The following is a 23,357-nucleotide window of genomic DNA, read 5'->3' on the forward strand; positions in this document are numbered from 1 at the left end:
AACTGGTGCGAGGCATTGGCCAAAAAATCCCGTTCCACCACAAGTTGGCCAATCTTGGAATGCAGCTTGTCGAGTTCAGCCGCACTTACCTGCTCCGGGGCGGCACCTCGGCGCGCAAAAGCTGTCGCCATGTTCTCTATCGCCGCGCGCTTCCAAGTGCCGAGTTGTGTCGGATGAACATCGTACTTCTTCGACAGCTCCGCCAGCGTCAGCTCCTCACGGATCGCTTCAAGCGCAACCTTCGCCTTGAAATCAGGCGAATGGTTCTTTCGTTTCTTCATTCTAGATCACTTCTCTCATCATGCGATCCACCTTAACAACTGGTCCGAAATTCCGCGACCAACTCTCCCTCTGAGGGCCCGCTCGGCGGCATTGTTGGTCAGGCAGAGGCGCCCGTCACCAAGGAAGGCGGTGAAGGCATCCCAGCGACCTGTCCCATCAAGCATGTAATTAATCGCCTTGGCGACAGGGTTGTGCTTTGATATCCGGGCCCGCTCGGCCCGCATCCAGTCATGCAGATCGTTGACCAGCGGCGCGACCCGCTGCTGGCGAACCCCCAGACGCGCTGCGGCTGACAGGCCGGTGATTTCACGCTCGACGGCAAAGATGGCATCGATCCGCGTCACAGCGTCGAACGCAATAGGCGAGATTTCCTCTGCCACCTTTTTTTCCCTTGCGTGCAGTGCCTTTGATATCGGCCAGTTCAAAGAACTTGCGCCTGGCATGGCTCCAACACAGTGCTGATTGCACCGGCCCCGGGCTGCGGTCTGCCTTATAAAGGTCATTGTAGCCGCCATAGACGTCCGACTGCAGCACACCATGCCATCCGGTCAGATGCTTATTGGGATGGATCATCTGACGACCAGGCGAGAACTTGAAGAAGGCGGCGGGCGGCGCGCCCCCATCCCATGGCCGGTCATCGCGCACATAGGTCCAGAGCCGCGCGGTCTTTGTGCCCCCACGCGCTAAAAGCGGCACGGTCGTGTCATCACCATGCAGACGGCCGCCGTTCAGCACATGGCGCTCGATCAGCGCATGGATCGGGGCCAGTGCCACACAGGCATGACCGATCAGATCGGCCAGGGTAGACAGGCTCAGATCGATCCCTTCTCGCGCGATCCGTTCAGCTTGACGATTGAGGGGTTGGTGCTGGCCATATTTGTCAAAGGCGATCATGGCGATCAAGCTGGGCCCGGCCCATCCACGCGGGATCGCATGAAAGGGTGCTGGTGGCTGGCTGATCTTCTCGCAGGCCCGACAGGTGAACTTCTCGCGGACCGTCTGGATCACCTTCCACTGGCGGGGGATCACTTCCAGCGTCTCAGTGATATCCTCGCCCATCTTTACAATCCGCTCCGAGCCACAGCAGGTGCAGTTGGTTGGTGCCTCGACCACAACACGTTCGCGCGGCAGATGGTCTGGAAAGGGTTTGCGAACAGGCTTACGCCGCGTGAAGGCGCGCACGGTGCTGGTCTTGTCCTGCGCTGCTGCTTGTTCTGCCGCCAGCGCATCCTCGGTGGCGGCAGCTTCCAATTCCTCAAGCTGCAATTCCAGCTGATCGATCAGTCGCGCGCGACGTTCGGAAGAGATGCCGTATTTGTCACGCCGCAGCTTGGCGATCTCAAGCTTCAACCCCTGGATCATCGCTTCCGTGCAGGATGCCAAAGCGCGGGCCTGTGCCAATTCGGCTTCCGCCGCCTGTGCGCGGGCGGTCTGCGCGGCAAGCGCGGCGCTCAATTCAGCGATTTGCAAGGCGGCATCTGACATGGCAGATGTCTACCATAAACACGATGAAAGGCCAATAAAAACAGGCCTTTCACCATATATTATCCCGCCGATTTCGGCCTTTGTGTCCAGCGTGGATTTCTCCAGTCGATGCCTTCGAGAAGATAACCCAACTGCGCTGCTGATATCGCCACCGCCGTCCCGTCTTGGCTCACAGGCCAGATGAACTTCCCCGCCTCGAGGCGTTTCAAATACAGCGACATTCCGACCCCATCATGCCAAAGCAATTTCACCAGATCACCCTTGCGGCCCCGAAAGCAGAATATCTCACCGGCATGCGGGTCGCGCCCGAGGCCCTGTTGCACCGACAACGCCAAGGTATTCATCCCGCGCCGCATGTCCGTCACACCACCCGCAATCCAAACCTTCGTGCCCGCCGGAAACGCGATCATGAACGCACCATCAGGCCATTGAGCAGACGCGCCGCAGCCTCCATGTCAAATCCGGAGGGGATCGTCAGGCGACACCGAGGGCCAAGGTCGATCGTCAATACTGGCGCTGGCGGCGCTGAAACATCATCAGGGACGGAACCGTCTTCAATCTGAAGAACCCGCAAAAATTGCGGGCCAGCCCCAAACAACCCATTCTTGTGCCTATATCGCCAATCGTAAAGCTGTGATCGCGAAATGTCATGGCGCCGTGCGACCTCCGCCAATGTTACGCCATCGCCATGGCTTTCTTCAACGATCCGGACCTTCTCATCATCCGTCCAACGGCGACGGCGAACGGTATCAGAGACCGACAAAACTTGCATGCGGGGGGTGTTCTCGTGTGCGTCCATAAGGACACTCGATAAACAATCATAGCAACAAACCGCAAGACGGCCCTCAGCGAATGCTTACCATTGTTCGCTAAGCTAATATGCAAAGCGAAGTCGCTCGGCATAACGTCAGGGTTACCTCTGGCCAGCCTTTCAGCAGACAGGGGTTGAGTTGCAAATCGCTACCGTTGCGGGTCAGGCCAAGGATATCCTCAATCCCCGCACTGTATATCCAACCAACTAATCCAGTATACCACGTCCAACTGCTGCGCCCCTCACGGGGCGCGTTGGAAAAGGCGTCGGCGGCGATGACATAGGCTGTGGCCATTTAACGGTCGGCGTGCTTGCTGGTCAGCGCATGGTTGATTGGGTTCAGCAGCGCGAATAGGGCATGCGCGCGGTCGCCGTTGCCCAGCCGTGCATAGGTCAGACCCGCCCACATCGCCGCGTGGCTTTATTTGTCACCACCCCCGCGCAAGTGGTCAGCGCGCGGGCGTTGGACAGCAAAGGCACCCGCATGGCATCCGACCATCGCCCTATCCGGGCCGTGGTGTCGGTGGCACGGCAGCCTTAGGCGCCTTTTTTGCCACCAAAAGGCGGCCACATCCGCGCAAATACGCCATCTTGTTTGGCAAAACGGTGATACAGCGCCGCGCCAATATGCAAGACCAAAAGGGCTGCGATCATCATCCCGGAATAGTAATGGACAGACTTTGCAAGGGCGGCCAATTGTTCGGATTTTTGCACCAGTGACGGCACCCCAAACGCATCCAGCGATTCAATCGGAAAGCCGCCGGCCCGCACCCTGATATAGCCCGAAAGCGGCACGACCAACAATAAAGCATAAAGCAGCCCATGCGTTACGCGCGACAGCTTTGCCTGCCACGCAGGCAGGCCCGCAGGCAACGGGGGGGCAGGGTTCAGCACCCGCCAAACCAGCCGCGCCATGATCAGTCCCAACAGCAAAACCCCCACGTTCTTGTGATACAAGAACAGCGCATTCTGAAGGCTCCGCCCGATCCCGGATTGAACCATCAAAAGCCCCACAGGAATGGTCACAAGAATAAGCGCCGCCATGCCCCAGTGAAACAGTCGCGCGGTTGTGGAATAGCCTGTGTTTTTCATAGGTTGGCCCGCTTGTTGCAAAATGCACTTCATACTTTGCCTGTTATACTTAGGCTCACCATCGCAAAGCGCAAGGCGTGGTGGCGGCCGCATTTTGCGCGACCCGCTGCTACACTCCGGCAGCTTGACAGCTGATGCGCGATGCGAGAATACGCGACATGCCAAAAATAAACGTAGGCCCCGCTTTGTTTGCCCCCCTTGTCGCGGCGCGCACCTTGCGCGGCCCTGTGTTTGGTTTTGCCGGTTTCGCCGCTGTAAATGCAGTGCTAGTGGGCGCAGTTGTCGTTGGGCTGGTCGGGGTATCGACACCCGCTGTGCTGTTGGCAATGGCAGGGTATGCATTGGGTGTGGCGCTTGCCATAGCGTTGATCCGGAAAGGTTTTCCGCATCCAGCCTTGGGTTTGTGCAATGTGGTGACGCTTGCGCGGCTTGCCCTAACGGCGGCACTGTTGGCACCTATTGTATCGCTTGGGCCTGCACCTTGGGCGGTGTTTGCGGTCGCAGCAATCGCCCTTATACTTGATGGCGCGGATGGCTGGCTTGCGCGGCGCGCGGGGCGTGTGTCTGACTTTGGCGCGCGCTTTGATATGGAGGTGGACGCAGCTCTTGGCCTAATCCTTGCGCTAAACGCCTGGGCTGCGGGTACGGTGGGCCCAGAGGTGCTGATCATCGCCCTGCCGCGCTATGTCTTTGTGGCTGCAGCATATCTTTGGCCGTGGCTAAACGGCGCTTTGCCCCAACGGTTCAGCCGCAAGGCGGTTTGTGTTTTGCAAATTGGCGGGTTGATCGCGTTACAAATGCCGATCTTGCCACCCTTAGTGCCAGCGGCACTGGTAGGGCTGATTGCGGCAGCATTGATGTGGTCGTTTGGGCGCGATGTTGTCTTGCTTTGGCGGCACCGCAGATGAAGGGTGTGTTGCGTCACCCGGCGCTGATGCCCTTGGTCGCCGTGGCCATCGTGTTTTTGTTGCTGGTGCAACCGAACTATCCCGATGCGCTGACATGGCGGGCGCTTTTGCTGTTCCCGTTGGAACTGCCTGCCATTTTACTGGCGATGGCAGCGTTTGGGCGCGGGCGGGGGGGCCTGATGTTGCGGGTGGCAATAACGCTGGCGCTGACTGCCGTCACTGTCCTGAAAACTGCGGATTTCGCGATGTTCACGGCCCTGTCGCGCGGATTTAACCCTGTGGCTGATCTGCCGCTGATTGCCGCCGGGGTGCATCTGCTTGCGGGCGCCATTGGCATTTTTGCGGCCATCCTTGTGGCTTGTGCTGCGGTGGCGTTGGTCGGGGTTATTGCGGCGCTGGTTTGGTGGGCGCTTGGAGTCTGGACGCGCATTACAATGCCCCCATTGGCGCGCAATCTGGCCGCCATGGTGGCGTTGTTGTTTGCAAGCGCGAGTGTTGCCGATATTGGTGCGGTCAAAGGTTGGGGCGTGCCCTTTGACCCGCCCGGCAGCGCCTTCACCGCGCGCATCGGGGTGGATCGGGCGCAACTGATCCGCACCACATTGGCAGAGCTTGCGGTGTTTCGTACCACCGCCGCCCTTGATCCCTATGCCGGGCAAACCGGCCTCTTGGACCTGATCGACCGGGATGTGATCGTGGTTTTTGTCGAAAGTTATGGTCGAACCAGTATCGACACTCCATTTTACAACGACCTGCATCGTGCCACGCTGGCTGTGGGGGAGGCGCGGCTGCGCGCAAGCGGTTTGGCTATGGCGTCGGGTTATCTCGGTTCGCCCACCAGTGGCGGGCAAAGCTGGCTGGCGCATTCGACCTTTGCCAATGGGCTGTGGATCAACGCCCAAATCCGCTATCGCGCGGCGCTGGTATCTGGGCGTCACACTTTGTTTCACCTTGCCCAAGAGGCGGGGTTTGAAACGGCTGCGGTGATGCCGCAAATCACCATGGACTGGCCCGAGGCGGATTTTATGGGGTTTGACCGCGTTTTTGCGGCCAAGGATTTGGGGTATAAGGGCCTGCCATTCAATTGGATTGAAATGCCGGACCAGTTTACCTTTGCCGCTCTTGACCGTTTGCTGTTGGACCAGCCCGCAACCCGGCCCCGCTTTGTGCAACTGGCGACCGGATCATCCCACGCGCCATGGGTCCCTGTGCCCCAGATGATCGACTGGGGGGACATCGGCGATGGCACCGAGTTCAACGAAATGGCCAGCGCAGGCGACACGCCCAAGGAGGTTTGGCGCGACCCAGAAAGGGTGCGGGCCCAATACAGGTTGGCGATTGATTATGCGCTGCAAAATGTGCTGTCCTATGCAGCGCTTCACGCCGAAAACCCACCTTTGATGATCATTCTGGGCGACCATCAGGCAGCCGGGTTTGTGGCGCTGGACGAAGGGCGCGATGTGCCTATCCATGTGATTGGGCCGGCGAATTTGGTCGCACGGGTCAAAGGTTTCGCGCCTTTTGAGGGGCTTATACCGCCTGTGAGTGCGGGTTCGGTTCCGATGGACCAGATGCGCGATCTGGTCTTGCAGGCGTTTACGTCGACCCCGTTGCCGAAGGGCGTGACCGCACCATGACCCGTATTCCGCCCATGGTTTTGCGTGCGGTGCAAATCGCGGTGGCCTTGGGGCTGTTGGCGCTGCTTTGGCATGTCGCAGATGGGGCGGCGGCGCTGCGTTTGCTTTCGGGGGCAAACCCTTGGTGGCTGCTGGCCGGGGCGGCGGCGTTGACGTTGCAGACTGTGCTGTCGGCGTTGCGTTGGCGGCTGACGGCGGCGCAGCTGGGGATTGCCTTGGGGCGCGCGGCGGCATTGCGGGAATATTACCTGTCGCAGGTCGTCAATCAGGCCTTGCCGGGGGGCGTTGTGGGCGATGCAGGCCGCGCGCTGCGCAGCCGTCAGGCGGCGGGGTTGATGCCCGCCGCGCAGGCCGTGATGTTTGAACGGCTTGCAGGCCAGATCGCGCTGTTTGTGGTTATGGCGACGGGGTTCGCGGCTACGCGGGTTGTGCCCGGCGGGTTGGATTGGCCGCCTGCGCTGGCTTGGGCTGTGGCCCTTTTGGTTGCGGCGGGTGTGATTGTTCCGCTGCTTTTATGGGCCTTGGTGCGGCAGGGCAAGGCGGCGCGCCTTGGGCGGCAAGGGACCGCGCTGTGGCTGGCGCTGTTTGCGCCGCAGGTGCGCGCCCGGCAAGCGGCCCTTAGCCTTGCCACGGTTTTGTGCAACATCGCGGGCTTTGGCTTTTGCATCTGGGCGGTTGGGGTTGCCCTGCCCATTCCCGCTATCATGGCCTTGGCGCCGCTGATTTTGCTCGCCATGGTGATCCCGCTTACCATCAGCGGCTGGGGCCTGCGTGAAGGGGCTGCCGCCGCCTTGTTCCCGCTGGCCGGTGTCAGTGCCAGCGATGGACTGGCCGCCAGCATCGCCTTTGGGCTGGTGTTTTTAGCCACCGTTCTGCCTGGCCTTGCCCTGCTGGCTTTTGGACTCAAACCGCTGCCGATAACGCATTAACCACATCACAACCGGGCCCGGCACCCCTTGCAAAGCCCACCTACCGACTTAGCCTTACGTCGTATACATGGAGAGACTGATGACCAACCGATTGATGATGACACGCCGGGGCCTGCTGCGCACCGGGGCCGCAGGGTTTGCCACAGCGGCGCTGGGTCTGGGCGCAGGCCGCGCGACGGCCCAAACCACAGCTGCCGCATTGCAGCTGTCTTGGACCCATTCCGTCCAGTTCGCAGGCAGCTACATCGCGCAGGATCGCGGCTTTTGGCGCGACGGCGGGCTTGATGTGTCCTTGCTGCAAGGCGGGCCAAATGCCCCGGTAGAGCCGCCTGTGGTGGCGGGCACAGCGTTGGTTGGCATCTCGGCAGCCGATTATACGGCGGCGGCGGTGGAACAGGGCGCACCGTTCAAGATTTTGGGCGTGGCGATGCAGAAAAACCCCTTTGTGATCGCGTCTTTGCCCGCCAATCCGGTCAATACCCCCGCCGATTTGGTGGGCAAGCGGATTGGCATGGCGCTGGCCAATACGCCCGTGTTGCAAGCGCTTTGCACGCTTAACGGGGTGGATATCAGCACCATTGAAATCATCCCCACCCAGTATTCGCCCCAGCCTTTGCTGACGAATGAAGTGGATTGCTTGCTGTGCTGGGCCACCGATTTGCCCGTCGCCATGGCGATTGAAGGGATTGAGGCGGTGACCATGCTGATGGCCGATCACGGCTATGCGCTGCATTCGCAAACCTATATCGCCACGACCGACAGCCTTGCCAACCGCCGGGCCGAATTGGTGGCCTTGATGCGTGGCGAAGTGGCGGGCTGGAACGCCTACCGGACAGATACCGATGCGGCAACGGCCCTGACGCTGGCGATGTTTCCCGATGCGGGGCTTGATCTTGCCACCCAAACGCTGCAAGCGCAGCGGCAAGTGCCTTTGATGTTTTCGGACCTTACGGATGCCAACGGCTTTGGCTGGTGGACCGATGAAACCGTGGCGGCCAATATCGAAACCCTTGCCCTTTTGGGGCGCAACGTGCCCCCGGATTTGTGGGATCGCTCAATCTTAGAAGAAGTTCATGCGGCCTGATGTAACCCATCCGCCCACCGTCACCTGTGACAGTTTGGGCAAAACGTGGAAAGGGGGGCTGGCTGCGGTCAGCCCCACAGATTTGGTGTTACACGCGGGGCAAACAACGGCGCTGGTTGGCCCGTCCGGCTGTGGGAAATCGACCATTCTGCGTATGGTGGCGGGGTTGGAAACCCCCAGCACGGGCTGCGTGACCATTGACGGCGCGCCCCCTGCCGAAATTCTGCGCCGTGCGGGGCTATCGGTCGCGTTCCAAGACCCGTCCTTGCTGCCGTGGCGCACGGTGCGCGGTAATATTGAACTTGCGCTGACCCTTGCGCGCCACCCCGTGGACCGTGCAGCGGTGGATCAGTTGATCATGCTGGTTGGCCTTGATGGTTTTGGCGACACGCGCCCCGCCGAACTGTCGGGTGGGATGCGCCAACGTGCCGCCATCGCCCGCGCGCTGGCGACCGAGCCGCGCCTTTTGCTGCTGGACGAACCGTTCGGCGCGGTGGATGAGTTGACGCGCCAGCAATTGGTGCAAGACCTGCCCCGGATATGGGAGGCGCGGGGCACCACGACCCTGCTGGTCACCCATTCCGTGACCGAGGCTGTTATGCTTTCGGACCGGGTGATCGTGCTGTCGCCACGCCCCGCAAAAGTGGTGGCCGACATTGATATTCCGCTGCCCCGGCCACGGTTCCCCGGGCTGGCCCGCACGCCAGAATTTGTCACTTTGGTGGATGATGTCTTTGCAGCCCTTTCGCACGGTGCGGCGATGGCTGACCGCACGATTGCCGCGCAATGACAGCCGCAAGCGGCCTTGCGGCATCGCAGCACAACCCGTGGCGCACGACCTTGCCGGGTCTGCTAATTGTTTTGCTTGTGTGGGAGGGGGTGGGCCGCAGTATGGGCGGCACTTATCTTCTGGCCCCCCCGTCGTTGGTGCTGCTGTGGTTGGGGGATAACGCGGGGCTGGTGGGGCGGGCCCTTTCGGCCACGCTGTCCAACGCCGCTGTAGGCTTTGTGCTGGGCAATTTGGCGGCACTGCTGCTGGCGGCCATGGCGCTGGTGTGGCCTGCCAGCCAGCGCATTGTGACGGGCGTGGCGCTGGTGGTGTTTTGCCTGCCGCTGGTCGCCACCGGGCCGATTTTGCGGGTGATGTTTGGGCCGGGGAATGGGCCGCAGATCGTGCTGGCGGCATTGGCGGTTTATTATACCACGCTGATCCCTTTGCTGGTGGGTATGCGCGCCGCCCCAGCCAGTTGGTTTGATTTGGTGCGCAGCTATGGGCGCGGGCCGCTGGCGGCGCTGGGCTATATCCGGCTGATGGCGTCCTTGCCCTATCTGTTTGCAGGGCTTCAAATCGCCGCCCCCGCCGCCATTTTGGGTGCGATGGTGGGCGAGTTTACGGGGGCCGAGCGTGGCCTTGGCGTGCTGACCGTGCGCGCGATGCGCAGCTTGGATGTGGAAATGACTTGGGCGCTCGCCTCAGTCGCCACATTTGCGGCGGTGGCGGCGTATTGGGGGATTGGCGCGCTGACCCGCGCCGTTCTGCGCGATGCGCCGCCTTTAATCCTTGCCCCACCGCGCGATGATACGCGCCGGGGTGCGCCGTTGCTACGTGCAATCACGGGCCTTGGTGGCGTGATTGCGGCCATTCTTGTGCTTTGGGGCGGCAGCATTGCGCTGTTCGGCCTGAACCCGTTCTTTGCCAAAGGGCCATGGGATGTGGCCCATGCCGTGTTCTGGGCCAGTGATGCTGCGCAAACTCGTGCCAGCCTTGGGGTGGCGTTGATGGGCACGGTGTTGTTGCTGGTGCCGGGGTATTTGGCGGGTCTGGCGGCGGGGGCGGGGCTGGCCGTGGTGTTCACGCTGCTGCCCAAACTGGCGGGCACAATGATGCCGTTGGCGATTGCGCTGCGGTCTGTACCCATTGTGACCACGGCACCGCTGGTTGTGCTGCTGTTGGGGCGCGGGGCCACTGGCACCATTGTTTTGGTCGCGGTGATGGTGTTTTTCCCCACCTTGGTCGCCTGCCTGCATGGGCTGCGCCAAGCGCCGGGGCAGGTCATGGATGTGTTCAACTCCTATGCCGCATCGCCTTTGCAACGGTTGGTCCGCGTGCAAATCCCGGCGATGCTGCCCGCGTTTTTTGCAGCAGCAAGGATGGCAGTGCCTGCGGCGGTGCTGGCCGTAACGGTGGTGGAATGGCTGGCCACGGGCATCGGGGTGGGCACGCTGATGGCGCTCTCCGCCTCGGTATCCGATTATGACATGCTGTGGGCGGCGGTGGTGCTTGCGGCATCGCTTTCTGCGCTGGGCTATGCCGGCGTTGGCCTGATCGAATCCCGTATTTTGCGCATCTACGCACCGGAACAATTGACATGATCTTGCAAAAAGCTGCTTTCGCCATTCCCGGCGATTATACCACCCTGACAGGCGGCTATATCTATGAACGGCGCTTGCTGGAAGGGTTGCAGGCGCAGGGCCGCGATGTTGCGCATATCGTGCTGGGCGGCAGCTTTCCAACCCCAACTGCCGCTGATATGGCCGATGCCGCAGCACAGTTGACAGCCCTTGCGCCCGACCGCCCGCTGATTATGGATGGGCTGGTGTTCGGGTCTATTGATCCCAACATTCTGGCGCGTATGGCAGCACCGATTGTGGCGATGATCCACCACCCGCTGGCGCATGAAAGCGGATTGGACGCCGGATTGCGTGCGCATTTTCTGGAAACCGAACGCGCCAACCTGACCCATACCGCGCATGTGCTGGTGCCCAGCCCGCATACGGCGGCACTGTTGCAATCAGATTATGGTGTGGAGGCGTCGCGCATCACCATTGTGCGCCCCGGCACTGACCGTCCCGGAGTAGACTTGTCTTGCGGCCAAAGGGCAAAGGCCACCTCACCCCTTATCCTGTCCGTCGGCATCGCCCATCCGCGCAAAGGGCACGATATCTTGCTGCGCGCCCTGTCGATGCTTTTGCACCGCGATTGGCAGGCGGTGATCATCGGCTCGCGCTATGATGAAGGGCATGCCCGCGCATTGGACGCGCTGCACGCATACCTTGGGCTGGCGGGGCGGGTAAAGCTGGCAGGCCGCGTTTCAGCCGATGAATTGGCCCAGAATTACGCCGACGCGCAGATTTTTGCGCTGGCCACCCGGTATGAAGGGTATGGTATCGTGTTTGATGAGGCGCTGTCTTATGGCCTGCCGATTGTGTCATGTAACACAGGGGCTGTGCCCGACACTGTACCGTCCACCGCGGGCCTTTTGGTTCCAGCCGAGAATGCGGATGCCTTTGCCAACGCCCTTGACCGGATGCTGACTGATGTGGACCTGCGCGGGGCTATGGCGCAGGCGTCATCAAGGTTTGGTGCGGCCTTGCCAAGCTGGGATGACGCCGCGGCCCTTGTGGGCACCGTTCTTGATCGGCTTGTGAGGTTGTAACCCGATCTGCGCTGACCCACAAGTGTCGGCGCTTGTGCGCAACACCTTGCCCTTGTTTCCAAAGCGCCGCTGGGTGTCATGCCATGCAGCCAGCCTCAAACTACCGCGATCGCCACCAAAGTCATGGCCGCCTACCTTGGGGCAGTGTGGCGATATCTTTGAATGTGGCGATGATGCCGAAACGCGCAAAGGGTGCAATTGGGTGGAAAACGACACTCTAAGGTGCTGCAGTTGGGACACTACATCCGCTTACCACTCTCAGCTGAAAACAGGTGCAGCCTGCCCTCCTTGGGCGCGACATGCACGCGGTCGCCACGCTTGGCACCCGTACTGCCCGCAAGGCGCAGCGTCACCAATGCGTCCGAGCCGTCAATCATGCCATAGCCAAACGCATCCGCGCCCAGCCATTCGATGGAGCGTAAAACGACGGGAATGGCGGCGGTGCTTGCGTCGACAATCTCCAAATCTTCAGGCCGCAGCCCCAGCCGGACCTTGCCATGCGCGGCCAATCCCGGCAGCGGCAAGCGGTGGCCGCCGGGCAAAACGGCCATGCCCGCCTCAGCCGTCACAGTAAAGATGTTCATGGCGGGCGAGCCGATGAAGCCAGCCACAAATTCAGTGGCGGGGGTTTCATACACCTCATGCGGGGTGGCGATTTGATCAGCGATGCCTTTGTTCATCACAATCAGGCGGTCGGCAAGGGTCATCGCCTCCACCTGATCATGGGTGACGTAAAGGGTGGTTTGGCCAGTGTTCAGGTGCATGTCCTTGATTTGCATTCGCATTTGCACGCGCAACTTGGCATCAAGGTTGGACAAAGGTTCATCCAGCAAAAACGCCGACGGCGTGCGCACCAAAGCGCGGCCCATTGCGACACGTTGGCGCTGACCACCGGACAAGGCGCGGGGTTTGCGGTCGAGATAGGGTTCGAGTTCCAGCATTTTGGCGGCGCGGGTGACGGCGGCGTCAATTTCGGCCTTGGGCATCTTGGCAATTTTCAAACCATACGCCATGTTTTCGCGCACCGACATATGCGGATAGAGCGCGTAGTTTTGGAACACCATGGCGATGTCACGCTGGCGCGGTTCAAGATCATTGACCACGCGACCATCAATCTCAATGGTGCCAGCGCTGATGCCTTCCAGCCCCGCGACCATGCGCAACAACGTGGACTTTCCGCAACCGGACGGGCCGACGATGACCACAAATTCCCCGTTCGGGATGTCCATGGTGATGCCGTGGATCACCTCTTGCCCTGCATAGGATTTGCGCAGGTCTTTGAGCAGGATGTGGGCCATATTATTTCTCCGTCTCGACTAGGCCCTTAACGAACCAGCGCTGCATCAACACGACCACAAGGACCGGGGGCAGAATGGCCAGAATGGACGTCACCATGACTAGGTTCCAGGGGGTATCGGCATCGGCGAAAGAGATCATCTTTTTCAACGCGATAACGATGGTGTTCATTTCATTTGAGTTGGTGACCAAGAGCGGCCACAGGTATTGCGTCCAGCCATAGATGAACTGGATAACAAAAATCGCGGCCACATTGGTGCGGGACAAAGGCCACAGGATGTCCTTGAAAAACCGCCACGGGCCTGCGCCATCGACGCGCGCCGCCTCTAACAGCTCATCCGGGATGGTCATAAAGAATTGGCGAAACAGCAGCGTGGCGGTGGCCGAGGCGATAAGCGGCAGGATGAGGCCCGCATAGGTGTCGATGAGGCCAAGGTCGACCATCACCTTGTAGGTGGGTTGGATCCGCACCTCCACCGGCAGCATCAGCGTGATGAAGATGAGCCAAAAGCATGCCATGCGGAAGGGAAAGCGGAAGAACACGATGGCATAGGCGGAGGCCATGGAGATGGCGATTTTGCCCAAGGCGATGCCAAGCGCAATCAGGGTGGTGTTGCCGAGCAAGCGCCACAGGCTGACGCCGCCGATACGGTCGATGCCGCCGCCAAACGCATCGCTGTAGTTGGCGATGGCTTCGGACCCCGGCAGCAAAGGCAAAGGCGGGCGCAGGATGGTTTGCACCGAATGGGTGGAGGCGATAAAGACGTAATAGACTGGAAAGGCCACGATAATGATGCCCAAAATCATCCACAAATGCGCGATGGTGCGGGCCGGGCCGCGTACGGTAAGCGGGGTTTGAGATGTATCAGCCATAATGGACCCGCTTTTCGATGAACCGGAATTGGAAGGCGGTAAGGGCGATCACGATCACCATTAGGATAACCGATTGCGCGGCAGACGAGCCCATGATTAGGTTCACGAACCCATCATTATAGACCTTGTAGACCAGCGTTTCGGTGGATTTACCCGGCCCGCCACTGGTCACGGCGTGGATGATGCCGAAGGTATCAAACAGCGCATAGACGGTGTTGACGACCAGCAGGAAAAACGTCGTGGGGGCAAGCAGCGGGAAAACGATGGTCCAAAACGCGTGGCGGCGGTTGGCGCCGTCAATCGCTGCCGCCTCTAGTAACGATCTTGGGATGGCTTGCAGCCCTGCCACGAAAAACAGGAAGTTATAGCTGATTTGTTTCCAAGTGGCGGCGGCGACGACAAGGGCCATGGCCTGATCGCCATTCAGCAGCGGGTTCCAGTCAATGCCCATAAGGCGCAGCGGATAGGCCAGCGTGCCAAAGGACGGGTTGAACATGAACAGCCACAACATGCCTGCGATGGCGGGGGCGACCGCATAGGGCCAGATCATCATGGTGCGGTAAAACCCCTTGCCGCGCACGAGTTTTTCGACCTGCACGGCGAGGAACAGCGCAATGCCAAGGGCGAAAAACGCGACGAGCAGGGAAAAGACAACGGTGACCTGCATGGCGTTGAGGTAGGCGGGGTCGGCAAACACTTTGCGGAAATTTTCAAGGCCGACGTATTTGCTGGACAGGCCAAAAGGGTCTTCGCGCAGCACGGATTGGCGGAACGCTTGGGCGGCGGGCCAGTAGAAAAAGATCAGGGTGATTGCCAATTGGGGGGCCAGCAAGACCCAAGGCAGAACCTTGTTCGGAAAAACGGTCCGACGCATGTAGCATCCTTTTGAAATAAGGGGGGCGCGCAACCGCTGGGGATGCGCGCCCGATTGTGTTGGGTGGAATTAGCCGCCCGACGCCTCTTTGATCGCCGCGTTGCCACGGGTGGCGGCGGCTTTCATCGCCTCTTCGGCGGTTTGTTCCCCAGCGAGCATTTTTTCATACTCTTCGTTCTGGATGTCGCGCAGTTGTGGCAGGTTTGGTGCGCGCACCCCTTTGGAGTTTTCGGTCGGCGGTTTGCCCATCATTTGCGAAATTGGCACTTCGCGCGCGGGGTTCTTTTCATAGAAACCAGAGGCTTTTGTTGCCTCATACGCGGCCATGGTGGCGGGCAGGTAGCCGGACTGTTCATGCAGGAATTGCTGCACTTCGGTCTGCGACAGGAAGTTAAAGAAGGCTGCGACGCCTTTATACGTCTCATCCGACTTGCCGCCCATCACCCAAAGAGACGCGCCGCCGGGGGTGGTGTTTTGGGGTGCGCCTGCCGATGTGTCATCATAGGGCAGCTGGCCGATGCCATAGTTCATGCCGGATTTGATTACGTCACCAAGCCCGCCCGAGCTTTCGGTCAGGATGCCACATTCGCCGGAGGTGAAGTTTTGTTTCGCTTCCGATGTGCGGCCGCCGTAAACGAACACGCCTTCTTTGGCCAAGTCAGCAAGTTCCTGGAAATGCTTGACGAACAGCGGGCCGTCGATGGCGAGTTCCGGCACACCGGCCAGACCGTTTTGGTTCGATGCCCACGACACGTTGTTCCATGCCGCAAAGTTTTCTGTGTGGATCCATGTCAACCATGTGGAGGTATAGCCGCAAGTGGCCGCACCGCTGGATTTGATGGTGCGCGCGGCGGCCCAGACTTCGGCCCACGTTTTGGGTGGGTTGTCTACGTCAAGGCCCGCTTTTTCAAAGATGTCCTTGTTGTAATAAAGGACGGGCGAGGAGGAGTTGTAGGGGAAGGACAACATCTCGCCCTCGGGGCTGGAATAATAGCCGACGATGCCCGGCAGATAGGCTGATTTATCAAACGCAAAACCGTTTTCTGTCAACACTTCCGCCACGGGTTTGATCGCCCCTTGCGCACCCATCATCACGCCTGTGCCAACGTCGAACACCTGAATAATATCAGGCGCTTGGCCTGCACGAAACGCAGCGATGCCAGCGTTCAGCGTTTCGGGATATGTGCCTTTGAACACAGGCATTACTTTGAATTCGGACTGGCTTTCGTTGAACATGCCAGTGACTTTTTCCACCACTTCAGAGTTGGCGCCCGACATGGCGTGCCACCAGGAAATTTCAGTCTGGGCCTGCGCTGCCATCGGCAGCGACATCAACCCGGCGACCCAAAGGTTCACGGCTTTCATTGTTCAGCATCCTCCCAGGATTTGTTAAATATACAGCATTGCTATCTGCTCGACACTCTATCGTCTGGCGATGTGACATGCTGATGACGACAATAGGCCGACCTTTGATCAGTAAGTCAATTCTTTCCCGACAGGCACAGGATGTTGACGTTGCAAGATGCTGTTCAGATTGTGGTCGCTGTGCCCAACCGTGTCAAAGCCGTGCAGCCGCGCAAACGGCAAAAGCGATTGCCGAAAACCTGGTGGTTTCTTACCCTTTTCTTTGGTAGGCGTCCGGCGTTAGGGGAACAAATGCCATGGCCAAAATCGCAACCTCCCGCGTCGACAAACTGCTGTCCTCTATGGGCTATGGCTCGCGCAAGGAAATGGCGCGGATGGGCAAGGCTGGCGGCATCAATTTGGATGGCGCTGATCTGTTGGATGTCACGCAACGCATCGCGGTTTCGCCAGATTTGCCAACCCGCATGCAGATCGACGGCGAGGCGCTTGACCCCGTCGCGGGCCTTGTCATTTTGTTGAACAAACCCTTGGGCATGACCTGTTCCCACAAGGAGGATGGTGCATTGGTCTATGACATTCTGCCCCATCGTTGGCGGCAGCGGGATCCTGCAATTTCGACCATCGGTCGTTTGGACAAACAAACGTCTGGCCTGTTGTTACTGACCGATGACGGCGACTTGTTGCACCGCGTCATCAGCCCCAAACGCCACGTCAAAAAAACCTATCGCGCTAAGTTGGCCCGTCCGATGCATGGGCGCGAAGCGGACCTGTTTGCTAGCGGTCAGTTGATGCTGGAAGGCGACGATAAACCGCTGACCCCTGCGGAGCTGCAAGTCCTTTCAGACAGCGAAGCGCTGCTGAGTGTGACCGAAGGCCGATATCATCAGGTCCGCCGCATGTTCGCGGCCGCTGGCAACCACGTCGAGGATTTGCACCGCGAACGTCTGGGCGGTTTGTCCTTGCCGCAAGATATGGCACCCGGTCAGTGGGCGCTTCTGAGTGCGGCAGAGATCGCCTCAATCTTTGATTAGGCACGAATTGTCCGTTCTCATCTGACAAAGGAACAGGGCGCATCGTCGGAACATTAAGGGATTAGGGCGCAGGACGCGCCAATTTGTTCCACGCCACCACAGTCACGCCAATGAAAACCAGCAACAACACCAAACTAACAGCCCCCCAACCCGCGACCACAGCCGTCTCAATCAAAGCGCCAAAGTAATATCCCGCGCCGACCAAAAGTCCTGCCCAAAGCAGGGCCGATGCTGCATTCAGCTCGGTGAACATGCGCCATTTCATCGTGGTCAGGCCAACAGGCAACGCGCCGATCGTGCGCATCCCTTTGGGATAGCGATAAAGGAACATATAGGCAGGGCCATAAGCGTTCAGCATGGCCGTGGCTTTGTCCATCAAGGCCGTAAGCCGGGGCTTGGACGCCAAAAAGCCAGCGCCATAGCGCCGCGCCACGGCAAAGCGCACCTCATCCCCCAGATAGCCACCCGCGAAAACAGCCGCTGCCACCAGCCCGACATCCAGCGCCCCCGCTTGCGCCGCATACCCGCCAAACAGCGGCAAAGACCCGCTTTTTAGCGCGCAATACGCAAACAAAAGCAGGTAAACCAGTGTCCCATATTCCGCGATCAGGGCGAGCGTTGCTTCCAAAACAGGGCATCCTTTGGTTCGGGAAATGGGCAGGGGTATGCCCACCAAACCATTGGCTGTTTTTGGTGGGAAAGCCCAGCCCAGAACGGGTCGCCCTATGCAATGGAACCACATTTTGTTCTTAAAAAAGGGTGCGGTTTACAACACCCGCCTACGCCTCAACCGCCATTTTTTGCAATTGTGGCGGGGCATACCCCCCCAGCCGAGAGGTTTTCAGCCCCAACCGCACCATAGATTCCGCAAGCGCCACGGCGCAAGAAACGCCGTCCAAGACAGGCAATCCATGCTCAGTGGCAAGCGATTGCGCAAGGTCGGTCATGCCCGCACAGCCCAGCACAATCGCTTCGCTGCGATCTTCGGCCACGGCGCGGCCAATTTCAGCGCTGATGCGGTTGCAAGCGTCCGATCCGCTGTGTTCCAACTCCAATACCGCCACTTCGGACGACCGCACACGGGCGCAGCGGGTCCAAAGACCGTAGCGGTGCAGATTGTGTTCCAGCGCGGGGACCGAACGCGCCAACGTGGTGACCACGCTAAACTTGTTGGAAATGAGGGATGCGAAATGATACGCCGCCTCGCCAATGCCGATCACGGGTTTGTCGGTCAAACACCGCGCGGCGTCCAACCCAGTGTCATCAAAACAAGCGATCACAATGGCATCAACATCGGGCGTGTCGCGGATGACCCCCAACATCCCTGCAAGGCTTATCGCCTCATCGTAATACCCTTCGATGCTGGCAGGGCCATGCGCCGGGTTTGTGGCGATAATATCGGTGCCCGGACTGGCCGCACGCCGGGCGGCGGCAGCGATCTTGGTGGTCATCGACGCGGTGGTATTGGGGTTCAAAACAAGAATACGCATTTACAGATCACCGCCCAGATATGCTGCCTTGATGCGGTCATCACCCATCAACTCTTTGGAATTTCCGGACAAAACCACCGACCCAGTCGACATGGCATAAGCCCGGCTGGAAATGGACAGCGCCATCCGGCTGTTTTGTTCAACCAGCAAAACTGACACCCCTTCATCGCGCGAAATGGCAACAATGGCGCGCGCGATGTCTTGCACCAGTTTTGGCGCAATCCCCAACGAGGGTTCATCCAGCAACAGCAATTTTGGTTTGGCCATCAACGCGCGACCAATCACCATCATCTGCTGTTCGCCCCCCGACAAGGTGCTGGATTGCTGATTATAGCGTTCTTTCAGACGCGGAAAGCGGGTCAGGATGCTGTCCAACGTGTCGGCAATTCCAGCCTTGTCGCTGCGGGTAAATGCCCCCATCAGCAAGTTGTCCTTGACCGACATAAAGGGAAACACCCTGCGCCCCTCGGGCACCATCGCGATGCCCCGCCGCACCACATCGGCGGCGGGCGTGCCATCCAGCCGTTCGCCCATAAAGCTGATGGACCCCGACTTAATCTTTCGTAGCCCCGTGATCGCCCGCAAGATGGATGATTTTCCCGCCCCGTTGGCCCCAATCAGCGCCACGATTTCGCCTTGCATCAGGTTGATCGACACCCCTTTCAGGGCATAAACGTGGTCGTAATACAGTTCCACATCCTTGAAGTTCAGCATTTCTGTCATGGCTTACATCCCAATCGCTGCATCTTCAGAGCCGAGGTAAGCCTCGATCACTCGGGGGTTGGCTTGAATTTCGGCGGGCGTCCCTTCGGCGATTTTCTCGCCAAAATTGATCACGACAATCCGGTCCGAGATTTTCATCACGGCTGGCATATCATGTTCGACCAGCATCACCGTAACACCACGTTCATCACGCAAGCGGCGCACGCTGGCGACCATTTTCATCGTCTCATCATGGTTCATGCCCGCAAAAGGTTCATCCAGCAAAAGCACGGTTGGCCCGGTCGCCAAACCAATCGCCATGCCCAAAGCGCGCAAATGCCCTTGCGGCAGGTTTGAAGCCAGCTCATTCCGGATGGCCTCCAGCCCCAGAAAATCGACGATATCATCGGCGGATTTGCCAAACGCTGCCTCATCCGCCCTGGCCAGCTTGGACCCGAGGAAGAACCCCAACAGCGACGCTTTTGATCGCAAGTGGTGGGCGACGATGATGTTTTCGCGCACGGTCATGGATTTGAAAATGGTGGTTTCCTGAAACGTCCGCACCACCCCCATCCGCGCCACCACATGCGGGGCCAAGTTCGATATCGTCTTGCCGCGAAACAACACCTCGCCGCTGGTGACCGACACAAAGGACGCGATTTGTTTGAACAAGGTGGACTTGCCCGCCCCGTTCGGCCCAATCACCGACAGAATTTCACCCTCTGCAACGTCAAAGCTGATGTCGTTATTCGCCGTTAACCCGCCATAGCGTTTGGTCAGGTTTTTGATCTGCAAAATTGGCATCATTTGGGGCCCTCCCTGCGGTCAAACAGACTAAGAACGCCATTGGGCAACACCAACATCAGGGCGATCATGGCCGCAGAATAAATCAGCAGTTGGTATTCCCGCGCGACCGACAACAGGTCCCACCCGAAATACAACAAGAACGTGCCCAGCATTGGCCCCATGACAAAGCCAAGGCCACCGACAAAGCAATACAGCATGAAGTTGACGGAATCGGTGACAACAAAGCTGGATGGATAGATTGACTGCGAAATGGCCACAAAAACCGCACCCGCAATGCCACCGAAAAAGGACGAAATCGCATAGGCCAACAGGCGCAGATGGGCCGTGTTCACCCCGATAGAGGAGGCCAGCTCCTCATTTTGTTGCAAGCTGCGGCACAGATGGCCCAGCCGGGAATTCACGATGCGCCACAGCGCCGCATAGGTCAGCACCATCAGGGTTACGGCCAGCAGGTAAAACGCCAGTTTCGGGTTTTCGATCGTTGCAAAATCGGGAATCAGCGGGACGCCGAAAACCGTCAACGCGCCCGGCAGCGGAATAGAGGTGATACCCTTGGCCCCGTTGGTGACAGGCAGCGCCAAGGCAGTTAAGCGCGTCACCTCAGTCAGCACCAGCGTGATCATCGCAAAATAAACCCCGCGCAGCCGCAAAATGGGAAGCCCGATAGCAACCGAAATCACCGCGCAAAATAGCCCCGCCAATGGCAATGTCAGCCAAAACGACACCCCCACTTTGGTCATCAAAACGGCCGAAACATAGCCGCCCATAAGCGCATAAGCCCCTTGGCCAATGTTGATCCGCCCGATGTAAAACGTCAGCCAGACCCCGGCAGACCCGATGGACAGCAGCGCAACCGAGGTCAGCGTGTAATAAAAATCCCAGCGCCCTGACACGGCGATCATCATGGGCACCGCCACAAAGACCACCAGCAGAAAGACACCAATGCCAGCAAGGTTCGTTTTTGTCATAATTTCAACCCCAAGGCTTGCCCATCAGCCCTTGCGGACGGAAGGCGAGGAACACCATCAGCGAGGCGAAGATGGCAAGATAGGTGATGTCGCCATAAGCGGCCAACATGGTTAGGCCAACGCTTTCCATCATGCCCAGAATGAAACCGCCCGCGATGGCCCCCGAAATAACGCCCGCACCGCCGATCATGATCATCATGAACGCTTTGATCGAGGTTGGCCCACCCATGCCCAAATTGATGCCTGTGATGGTGACCAGCAACCCGCCAACCAACCCGGCCAGCATCGCACCCAAGGCAAATCCGATCATGGAATATCTGTCCACATCGACGCCCATCAATTGTGCCGCCACCCGGTCTTGGGCCAATGCGCGCATGGCGCGGCCCGCCTTTGAATATTGCATAAAGGCGATAAAACCCGCGATCAGCGCAATCGCCAGCACACCGATCAAAATGCGGTCATAGGGCATGATAATCCGCATGTCCCAGTTGAACACGCCATCGACAATTTTCGGCACGCCGCGCTGTTTTTCACCAAACAACAGCAAAATCGCGGCATCCAAGAAAAACGCAATCCCCGCGGCCAGCAGCATCGTGCTTTCCTCGCGTTTGGATTTGCGAATGACGGGGCGGAACAAATACACCTCAATCAGCGCACCCATTATGGCCAAGATTATGGCCGAAGCGAAAAGCCCGACGATAAACGGCAGCCCTAACTGGGCGACAACCGTATAAGTGACAAAGCCACCGAAAACATACATTTGCCCATGGGCGAAATTCAGCACGTTCATCAGGGAAAAAATCAGGGTCAGCCCCAGCGCGATCAGCGCATATTGGGCCCCAAGATAAAATCCGTTTGCAAGGATCTGTTCCATGCTCGCCCTTTCAGATTTGGGGGAAACAGGGGCCACCCCACAGGATGACCCCAGATAGAAAGGGGGGCTTAGTCGACTTGCGCCACGAACAGCGTTTCAAACACGCCATCTTTGTACGCATTGACCACCAACGGCACCGACACTTGGCGCTTTTGCCCAAAGGATGTCGTGCCCACATAGCTCAGCTTGGCATCGCCAACCATATAAGGGTTCGGCGCTTCAAACGTATCCATCGTGGTCTTGAACGCCTCGATATCGGTCATCGCCGCCGGATTGGCCGCAATGGTCGCAAGGATGTATTCCAGCGCATAAACCTTGGTGTTGGATTCATCGTTATATTCGCCAAACATCTTGGTATAACGGTCAACGAATTCGCGCATCGCATCAGACGCCAGTTCGGGCGTGGATGCCCCCCCGACCGAGATGAACCCGTTGGCCAAATCGCCCGCACCCTCTTGCAACACGGCCGCATCCTGCGCGGTTTCTGTCGAAATCAAACCGGTAAAGCCCAGTTCGCGCGCAGACCGGATCAGTTGTGGCGCGTTGGCAGGCGACACGCCCGACAGCACCAGCAGATCGGGTGATGTTTTGATGACGGGCAGCATCACAGGGGTGAAATCGGTGGTGTCCATCTGATAGGTGACGGTGTCTGACACCACCTCCAACCCCAAGGCCTTGGCAGCAGCGGCACCGGAATCGCGCTGCGACAGCGGGTCGGATTCGTTTCCGGCGATAAAGGCGACGGTTTTGATGCCATTGTTTTCCATAAGATATTTATAGATGGCAGGCCCGGATTGATAATTCGCGACCATGCCCAGAATGGCGTTTGATGCTGGGGCTTCATACAGCGATTTGGGGAATGCATAAGGGAAGTATATGATGTTGTTTTGTTCGGCCACTGGGCGCACGGCCGCAGCACCGTCATCAACGTTCGGGCCAACGACATAGTGAATTCCGGCCTGCGCCATCTGTTCCATCCCGGCGATGGCACGCTTGGGGTCTTTTTGGTCATCAAAGGCGACGATTTCAACATCGTACATCGTGCCGCCGATATCATAACCGCCGATTTCATTGATCCAGGCGGCCCGCGCCTCCATCGAGCGTTGGTTTGACGTGCCCCAAGCCGCAGCTGGCCCCGAGGTAACGCCGACAAACCCGATTTTTAGGACCGGATTTTCCGCAAAGGCGGCGCTGACAAGTGCGAAACTGGCAATGGCAGCAAATGTGGTTGATTTGAGCAGACTGCGACGGTTCATGGCAAACTCCCTTATGGCCAAAGATGTTCAAGGTCCGTTCCGGGTTACGATTGGCAAAATCCAACCGATCCGGCATTATTGTTAACAATCATGTAAACATGTATATTCTAATCTGTCGACAATTTTCGTTACTTGCTGTCCTTCATTATGCTAACT

General features: G+C 58.9%; 24 protein-coding genes and 1 pseudogene. 9 read left to right on the forward strand and 16 right to left on the reverse strand.

The genetic code is table 11. The annotated features are described in order from the left end of the window. The 4 genes and pseudogenes from BMY36_RS20450 to tnpA form a co-directional block, all read right to left on the reverse strand. Positions 1 to 281 (reverse strand): IS3 family transposase (locus BMY36_RS20450; RefSeq protein WP_074818673.1); only part of this gene is annotated, 281 nt, incomplete at its 3' end. Between the two features lie 66 nt (positions 282 to 347). Then, positions 348 to 1,767, reverse strand: a pseudogene (gene tnpC, locus BMY36_RS09645) (IS66 family transposase); the annotation flags it as partial. A gap of 59 nt (positions 1,768 to 1,826) precedes the next feature. Beyond that, positions 1,827 to 2,177 carry an IS66 family insertion sequence element accessory protein TnpB gene (gene tnpB / locus BMY36_RS09650; RefSeq protein ID WP_050519304.1) on the reverse strand — a complete coding sequence of 117 codons (351 nt, stop codon included), beginning with the start codon at positions 2,175 to 2,177 and terminating at the stop codon, positions 1,827 to 1,829. Then, positions 2,174 to 2,539 carry an IS66-like element accessory protein TnpA gene (gene tnpA, locus BMY36_RS09655; RefSeq protein WP_175469274.1) on the reverse strand — a complete coding sequence of 122 codons (366 nt, stop codon included), beginning with the start codon at positions 2,537 to 2,539 and terminating at the stop codon, positions 2,174 to 2,176. Before tnpA ends, tnpB begins: the two co-directional genes overlap by 4 nt. 454 nt (positions 2,540 to 2,993) lie before the next feature. On the opposite strand from tnpA, the gene BMY36_RS20745 reads away from it, so the two are divergent. Further along, a complete protein-coding gene (locus BMY36_RS20745; RefSeq protein WP_272867512.1) occupies positions 2,994 to 3,119 on the forward strand; it encodes an endonuclease/exonuclease/phosphatase family protein in 126 nt (41 codons plus the stop codon). Here the strand turns inward: BMY36_RS20745 and BMY36_RS09665 are convergent. Then, on the reverse strand, positions 3,116 to 3,670 hold the full coding sequence (locus BMY36_RS09665; protein ID WP_050519316.1) for a cytochrome b: 555 nt from the start codon (positions 3,668 to 3,670) through the stop codon (positions 3,116 to 3,118). The two genes, BMY36_RS20745 and BMY36_RS09665, sit on opposite strands and share 4 nt — an antisense overlap. Before the next feature lie 158 nt (positions 3,671 to 3,828). Between BMY36_RS09665 and BMY36_RS09670 the strand changes: the two genes are divergently transcribed. The 7 genes from BMY36_RS09670 (at position 3,829) to BMY36_RS09700 (ending at position 11,665) form a co-directional block, all read left to right on the forward strand. After that, entirely contained in the window at positions 3,829 to 4,578 is a 750-nt protein-coding gene (locus tag BMY36_RS09670; RefSeq protein WP_082224806.1) for a CDP-alcohol phosphatidyltransferase family protein, read from the forward strand. Beyond that, on the forward strand, positions 4,575 to 6,215 hold the full coding sequence (locus tag BMY36_RS09675; RefSeq protein WP_050519314.1) for a sulfatase-like hydrolase/transferase: 1,641 nt from the start codon (positions 4,575 to 4,577) through the stop codon (positions 6,213 to 6,215). Before BMY36_RS09670 ends, BMY36_RS09675 begins: the two co-directional genes overlap by 4 nt. After that, positions 6,212 to 7,144, forward strand: coding sequence for a lysylphosphatidylglycerol synthase transmembrane domain-containing protein (locus BMY36_RS09680; protein ID WP_050519301.1), 933 nt, complete (start codon positions 6,212 to 6,214; stop codon positions 7,142 to 7,144). Before BMY36_RS09675 ends, BMY36_RS09680 begins: the two co-directional genes overlap by 4 nt. A gap of 97 nt (positions 7,145 to 7,241) precedes the next feature. Beyond that, positions 7,242 to 8,228: an ABC transporter substrate-binding protein gene (locus BMY36_RS09685; RefSeq protein ID WP_050519313.1), complete on the forward strand. Its 987-nt coding sequence runs from the start codon at positions 7,242 to 7,244 to the stop codon at positions 8,226 to 8,228. Further along, a complete protein-coding gene (locus BMY36_RS09690) occupies positions 8,218 to 9,018 on the forward strand; it encodes an ABC transporter ATP-binding protein (protein ID WP_050519300.1) in 801 nt (266 codons plus the stop codon). The genes BMY36_RS09685 and BMY36_RS09690 overlap by 11 nt, the downstream gene beginning before the upstream one ends. Continuing rightward, positions 9,015 to 10,601 carry an ABC transporter permease gene (locus BMY36_RS09695; RefSeq protein ID WP_082224805.1) on the forward strand — a complete coding sequence of 529 codons (1,587 nt, stop codon included), beginning with the start codon at positions 9,015 to 9,017 and terminating at the stop codon, positions 10,599 to 10,601. Before BMY36_RS09690 ends, BMY36_RS09695 begins: the two co-directional genes overlap by 4 nt. Beyond that, positions 10,598 to 11,665: a glycosyltransferase family 4 protein gene (locus BMY36_RS09700; protein WP_050519299.1), complete on the forward strand. Its 1,068-nt coding sequence runs from the start codon at positions 10,598 to 10,600 to the stop codon at positions 11,663 to 11,665. The genes BMY36_RS09695 and BMY36_RS09700 overlap by 4 nt, the downstream gene beginning before the upstream one ends. 239 nt (positions 11,666 to 11,904) lie before the next feature. Here the strand turns inward: BMY36_RS09700 and ugpC are convergent, their stop codons facing one another. From ugpC to ugpB, 4 genes are all read right to left on the reverse strand, one after another. Next, positions 11,905 to 12,963: a sn-glycerol-3-phosphate ABC transporter ATP-binding protein UgpC gene (gene ugpC, locus BMY36_RS09705; protein WP_050519298.1), complete on the reverse strand. Its 1,059-nt coding sequence runs from the start codon at positions 12,961 to 12,963 to the stop codon at positions 11,905 to 11,907. A 1-nt stretch (position 12,964) separates the two neighbouring features. Next, positions 12,965 to 13,834, reverse strand: a complete 870-nt coding sequence (ugpE, locus tag BMY36_RS09710) for a sn-glycerol-3-phosphate ABC transporter permease UgpE (RefSeq protein ID WP_050519297.1) — start codon at positions 13,832 to 13,834, stop codon at positions 12,965 to 12,967. Further along, positions 13,827 to 14,708 carry a sn-glycerol-3-phosphate ABC transporter permease UgpA gene (ugpA, locus tag BMY36_RS09715; RefSeq protein ID WP_050519296.1) on the reverse strand — a complete coding sequence of 294 codons (882 nt, stop codon included), beginning with the start codon at positions 14,706 to 14,708 and terminating at the stop codon, positions 13,827 to 13,829. The genes ugpE and ugpA overlap by 8 nt, the downstream gene beginning before the upstream one ends. A 69-nt stretch (positions 14,709 to 14,777) precedes the next feature. Next, positions 14,778 to 16,073, reverse strand: a complete 1,296-nt coding sequence (ugpB, locus tag BMY36_RS09720) for a sn-glycerol-3-phosphate ABC transporter substrate-binding protein UgpB (RefSeq protein ID WP_050519295.1) — start codon at positions 16,071 to 16,073, stop codon at positions 14,778 to 14,780. A gap of 296 nt (positions 16,074 to 16,369) precedes the next feature. Here ugpB and BMY36_RS09725 point away from each other — a divergent pair, with 296 nt between their 5' ends. Then, positions 16,370 to 17,104 (forward strand): pseudouridine synthase, encoded by a 735-nt coding sequence (locus tag BMY36_RS09725; RefSeq protein ID WP_050519294.1) that lies wholly within the window; start codon positions 16,370 to 16,372, stop codon positions 17,102 to 17,104. 61 nt (positions 17,105 to 17,165) lie between these two features. Here BMY36_RS09725 and BMY36_RS09730 read toward each other — a convergent pair whose 3' ends face one another. The 7 genes from BMY36_RS09730 to BMY36_RS09760 form a co-directional block, all read right to left on the reverse strand. Next, positions 17,166 to 17,732 (reverse strand): DedA family protein, encoded by a 567-nt coding sequence (locus BMY36_RS09730; RefSeq protein WP_050519293.1) that lies wholly within the window; start codon positions 17,730 to 17,732, stop codon positions 17,166 to 17,168. A 151-nt stretch (positions 17,733 to 17,883) separates the two neighbouring features. Continuing rightward, positions 17,884 to 18,594 carry an aspartate/glutamate racemase family protein gene (locus BMY36_RS09735; RefSeq protein ID WP_050519292.1) on the reverse strand — a complete coding sequence of 237 codons (711 nt, stop codon included), beginning with the start codon at positions 18,592 to 18,594 and terminating at the stop codon, positions 17,884 to 17,886. Next, positions 18,595 to 19,317, reverse strand: a complete 723-nt coding sequence (locus BMY36_RS09740; protein WP_050519291.1) for an ABC transporter ATP-binding protein — start codon at positions 19,315 to 19,317, stop codon at positions 18,595 to 18,597. A 3-nt stretch (positions 19,318 to 19,320) separates the two neighbouring features. Beyond that, positions 19,321 to 20,103 carry an ABC transporter ATP-binding protein gene (locus BMY36_RS09745; RefSeq protein ID WP_050519290.1) on the reverse strand — a complete coding sequence of 261 codons (783 nt, stop codon included), beginning with the start codon at positions 20,101 to 20,103 and terminating at the stop codon, positions 19,321 to 19,323. Continuing rightward, positions 20,100 to 21,071, reverse strand: a complete 972-nt coding sequence (locus BMY36_RS09750) for a branched-chain amino acid ABC transporter permease (protein WP_050519289.1) — start codon at positions 21,069 to 21,071, stop codon at positions 20,100 to 20,102. Before BMY36_RS09750 ends, BMY36_RS09745 begins: the two co-directional genes overlap by 4 nt. 4 nt (positions 21,072 to 21,075) lie before the next feature. Beyond that, positions 21,076 to 21,945, reverse strand: coding sequence for a branched-chain amino acid ABC transporter permease (locus tag BMY36_RS09755; RefSeq protein ID WP_050519288.1), 870 nt, complete (start codon positions 21,943 to 21,945; stop codon positions 21,076 to 21,078). 68 nt (positions 21,946 to 22,013) lie between these two features. Next, positions 22,014 to 23,201 (reverse strand): ABC transporter substrate-binding protein, encoded by a 1,188-nt coding sequence (locus BMY36_RS09760; protein ID WP_050519287.1) that lies wholly within the window; start codon positions 23,199 to 23,201, stop codon positions 22,014 to 22,016. Between the last annotated feature and the right edge of the window lie 156 nt (positions 23,202 to 23,357).

Source organism: Pseudorhodobacter antarcticus (assembly GCF_900110135.1).
In the GTDB taxonomy this organism is placed as follows: Bacteria; Pseudomonadota; Alphaproteobacteria; order Rhodobacterales; family Rhodobacteraceae; genus Pseudorhodobacter; species Pseudorhodobacter antarcticus.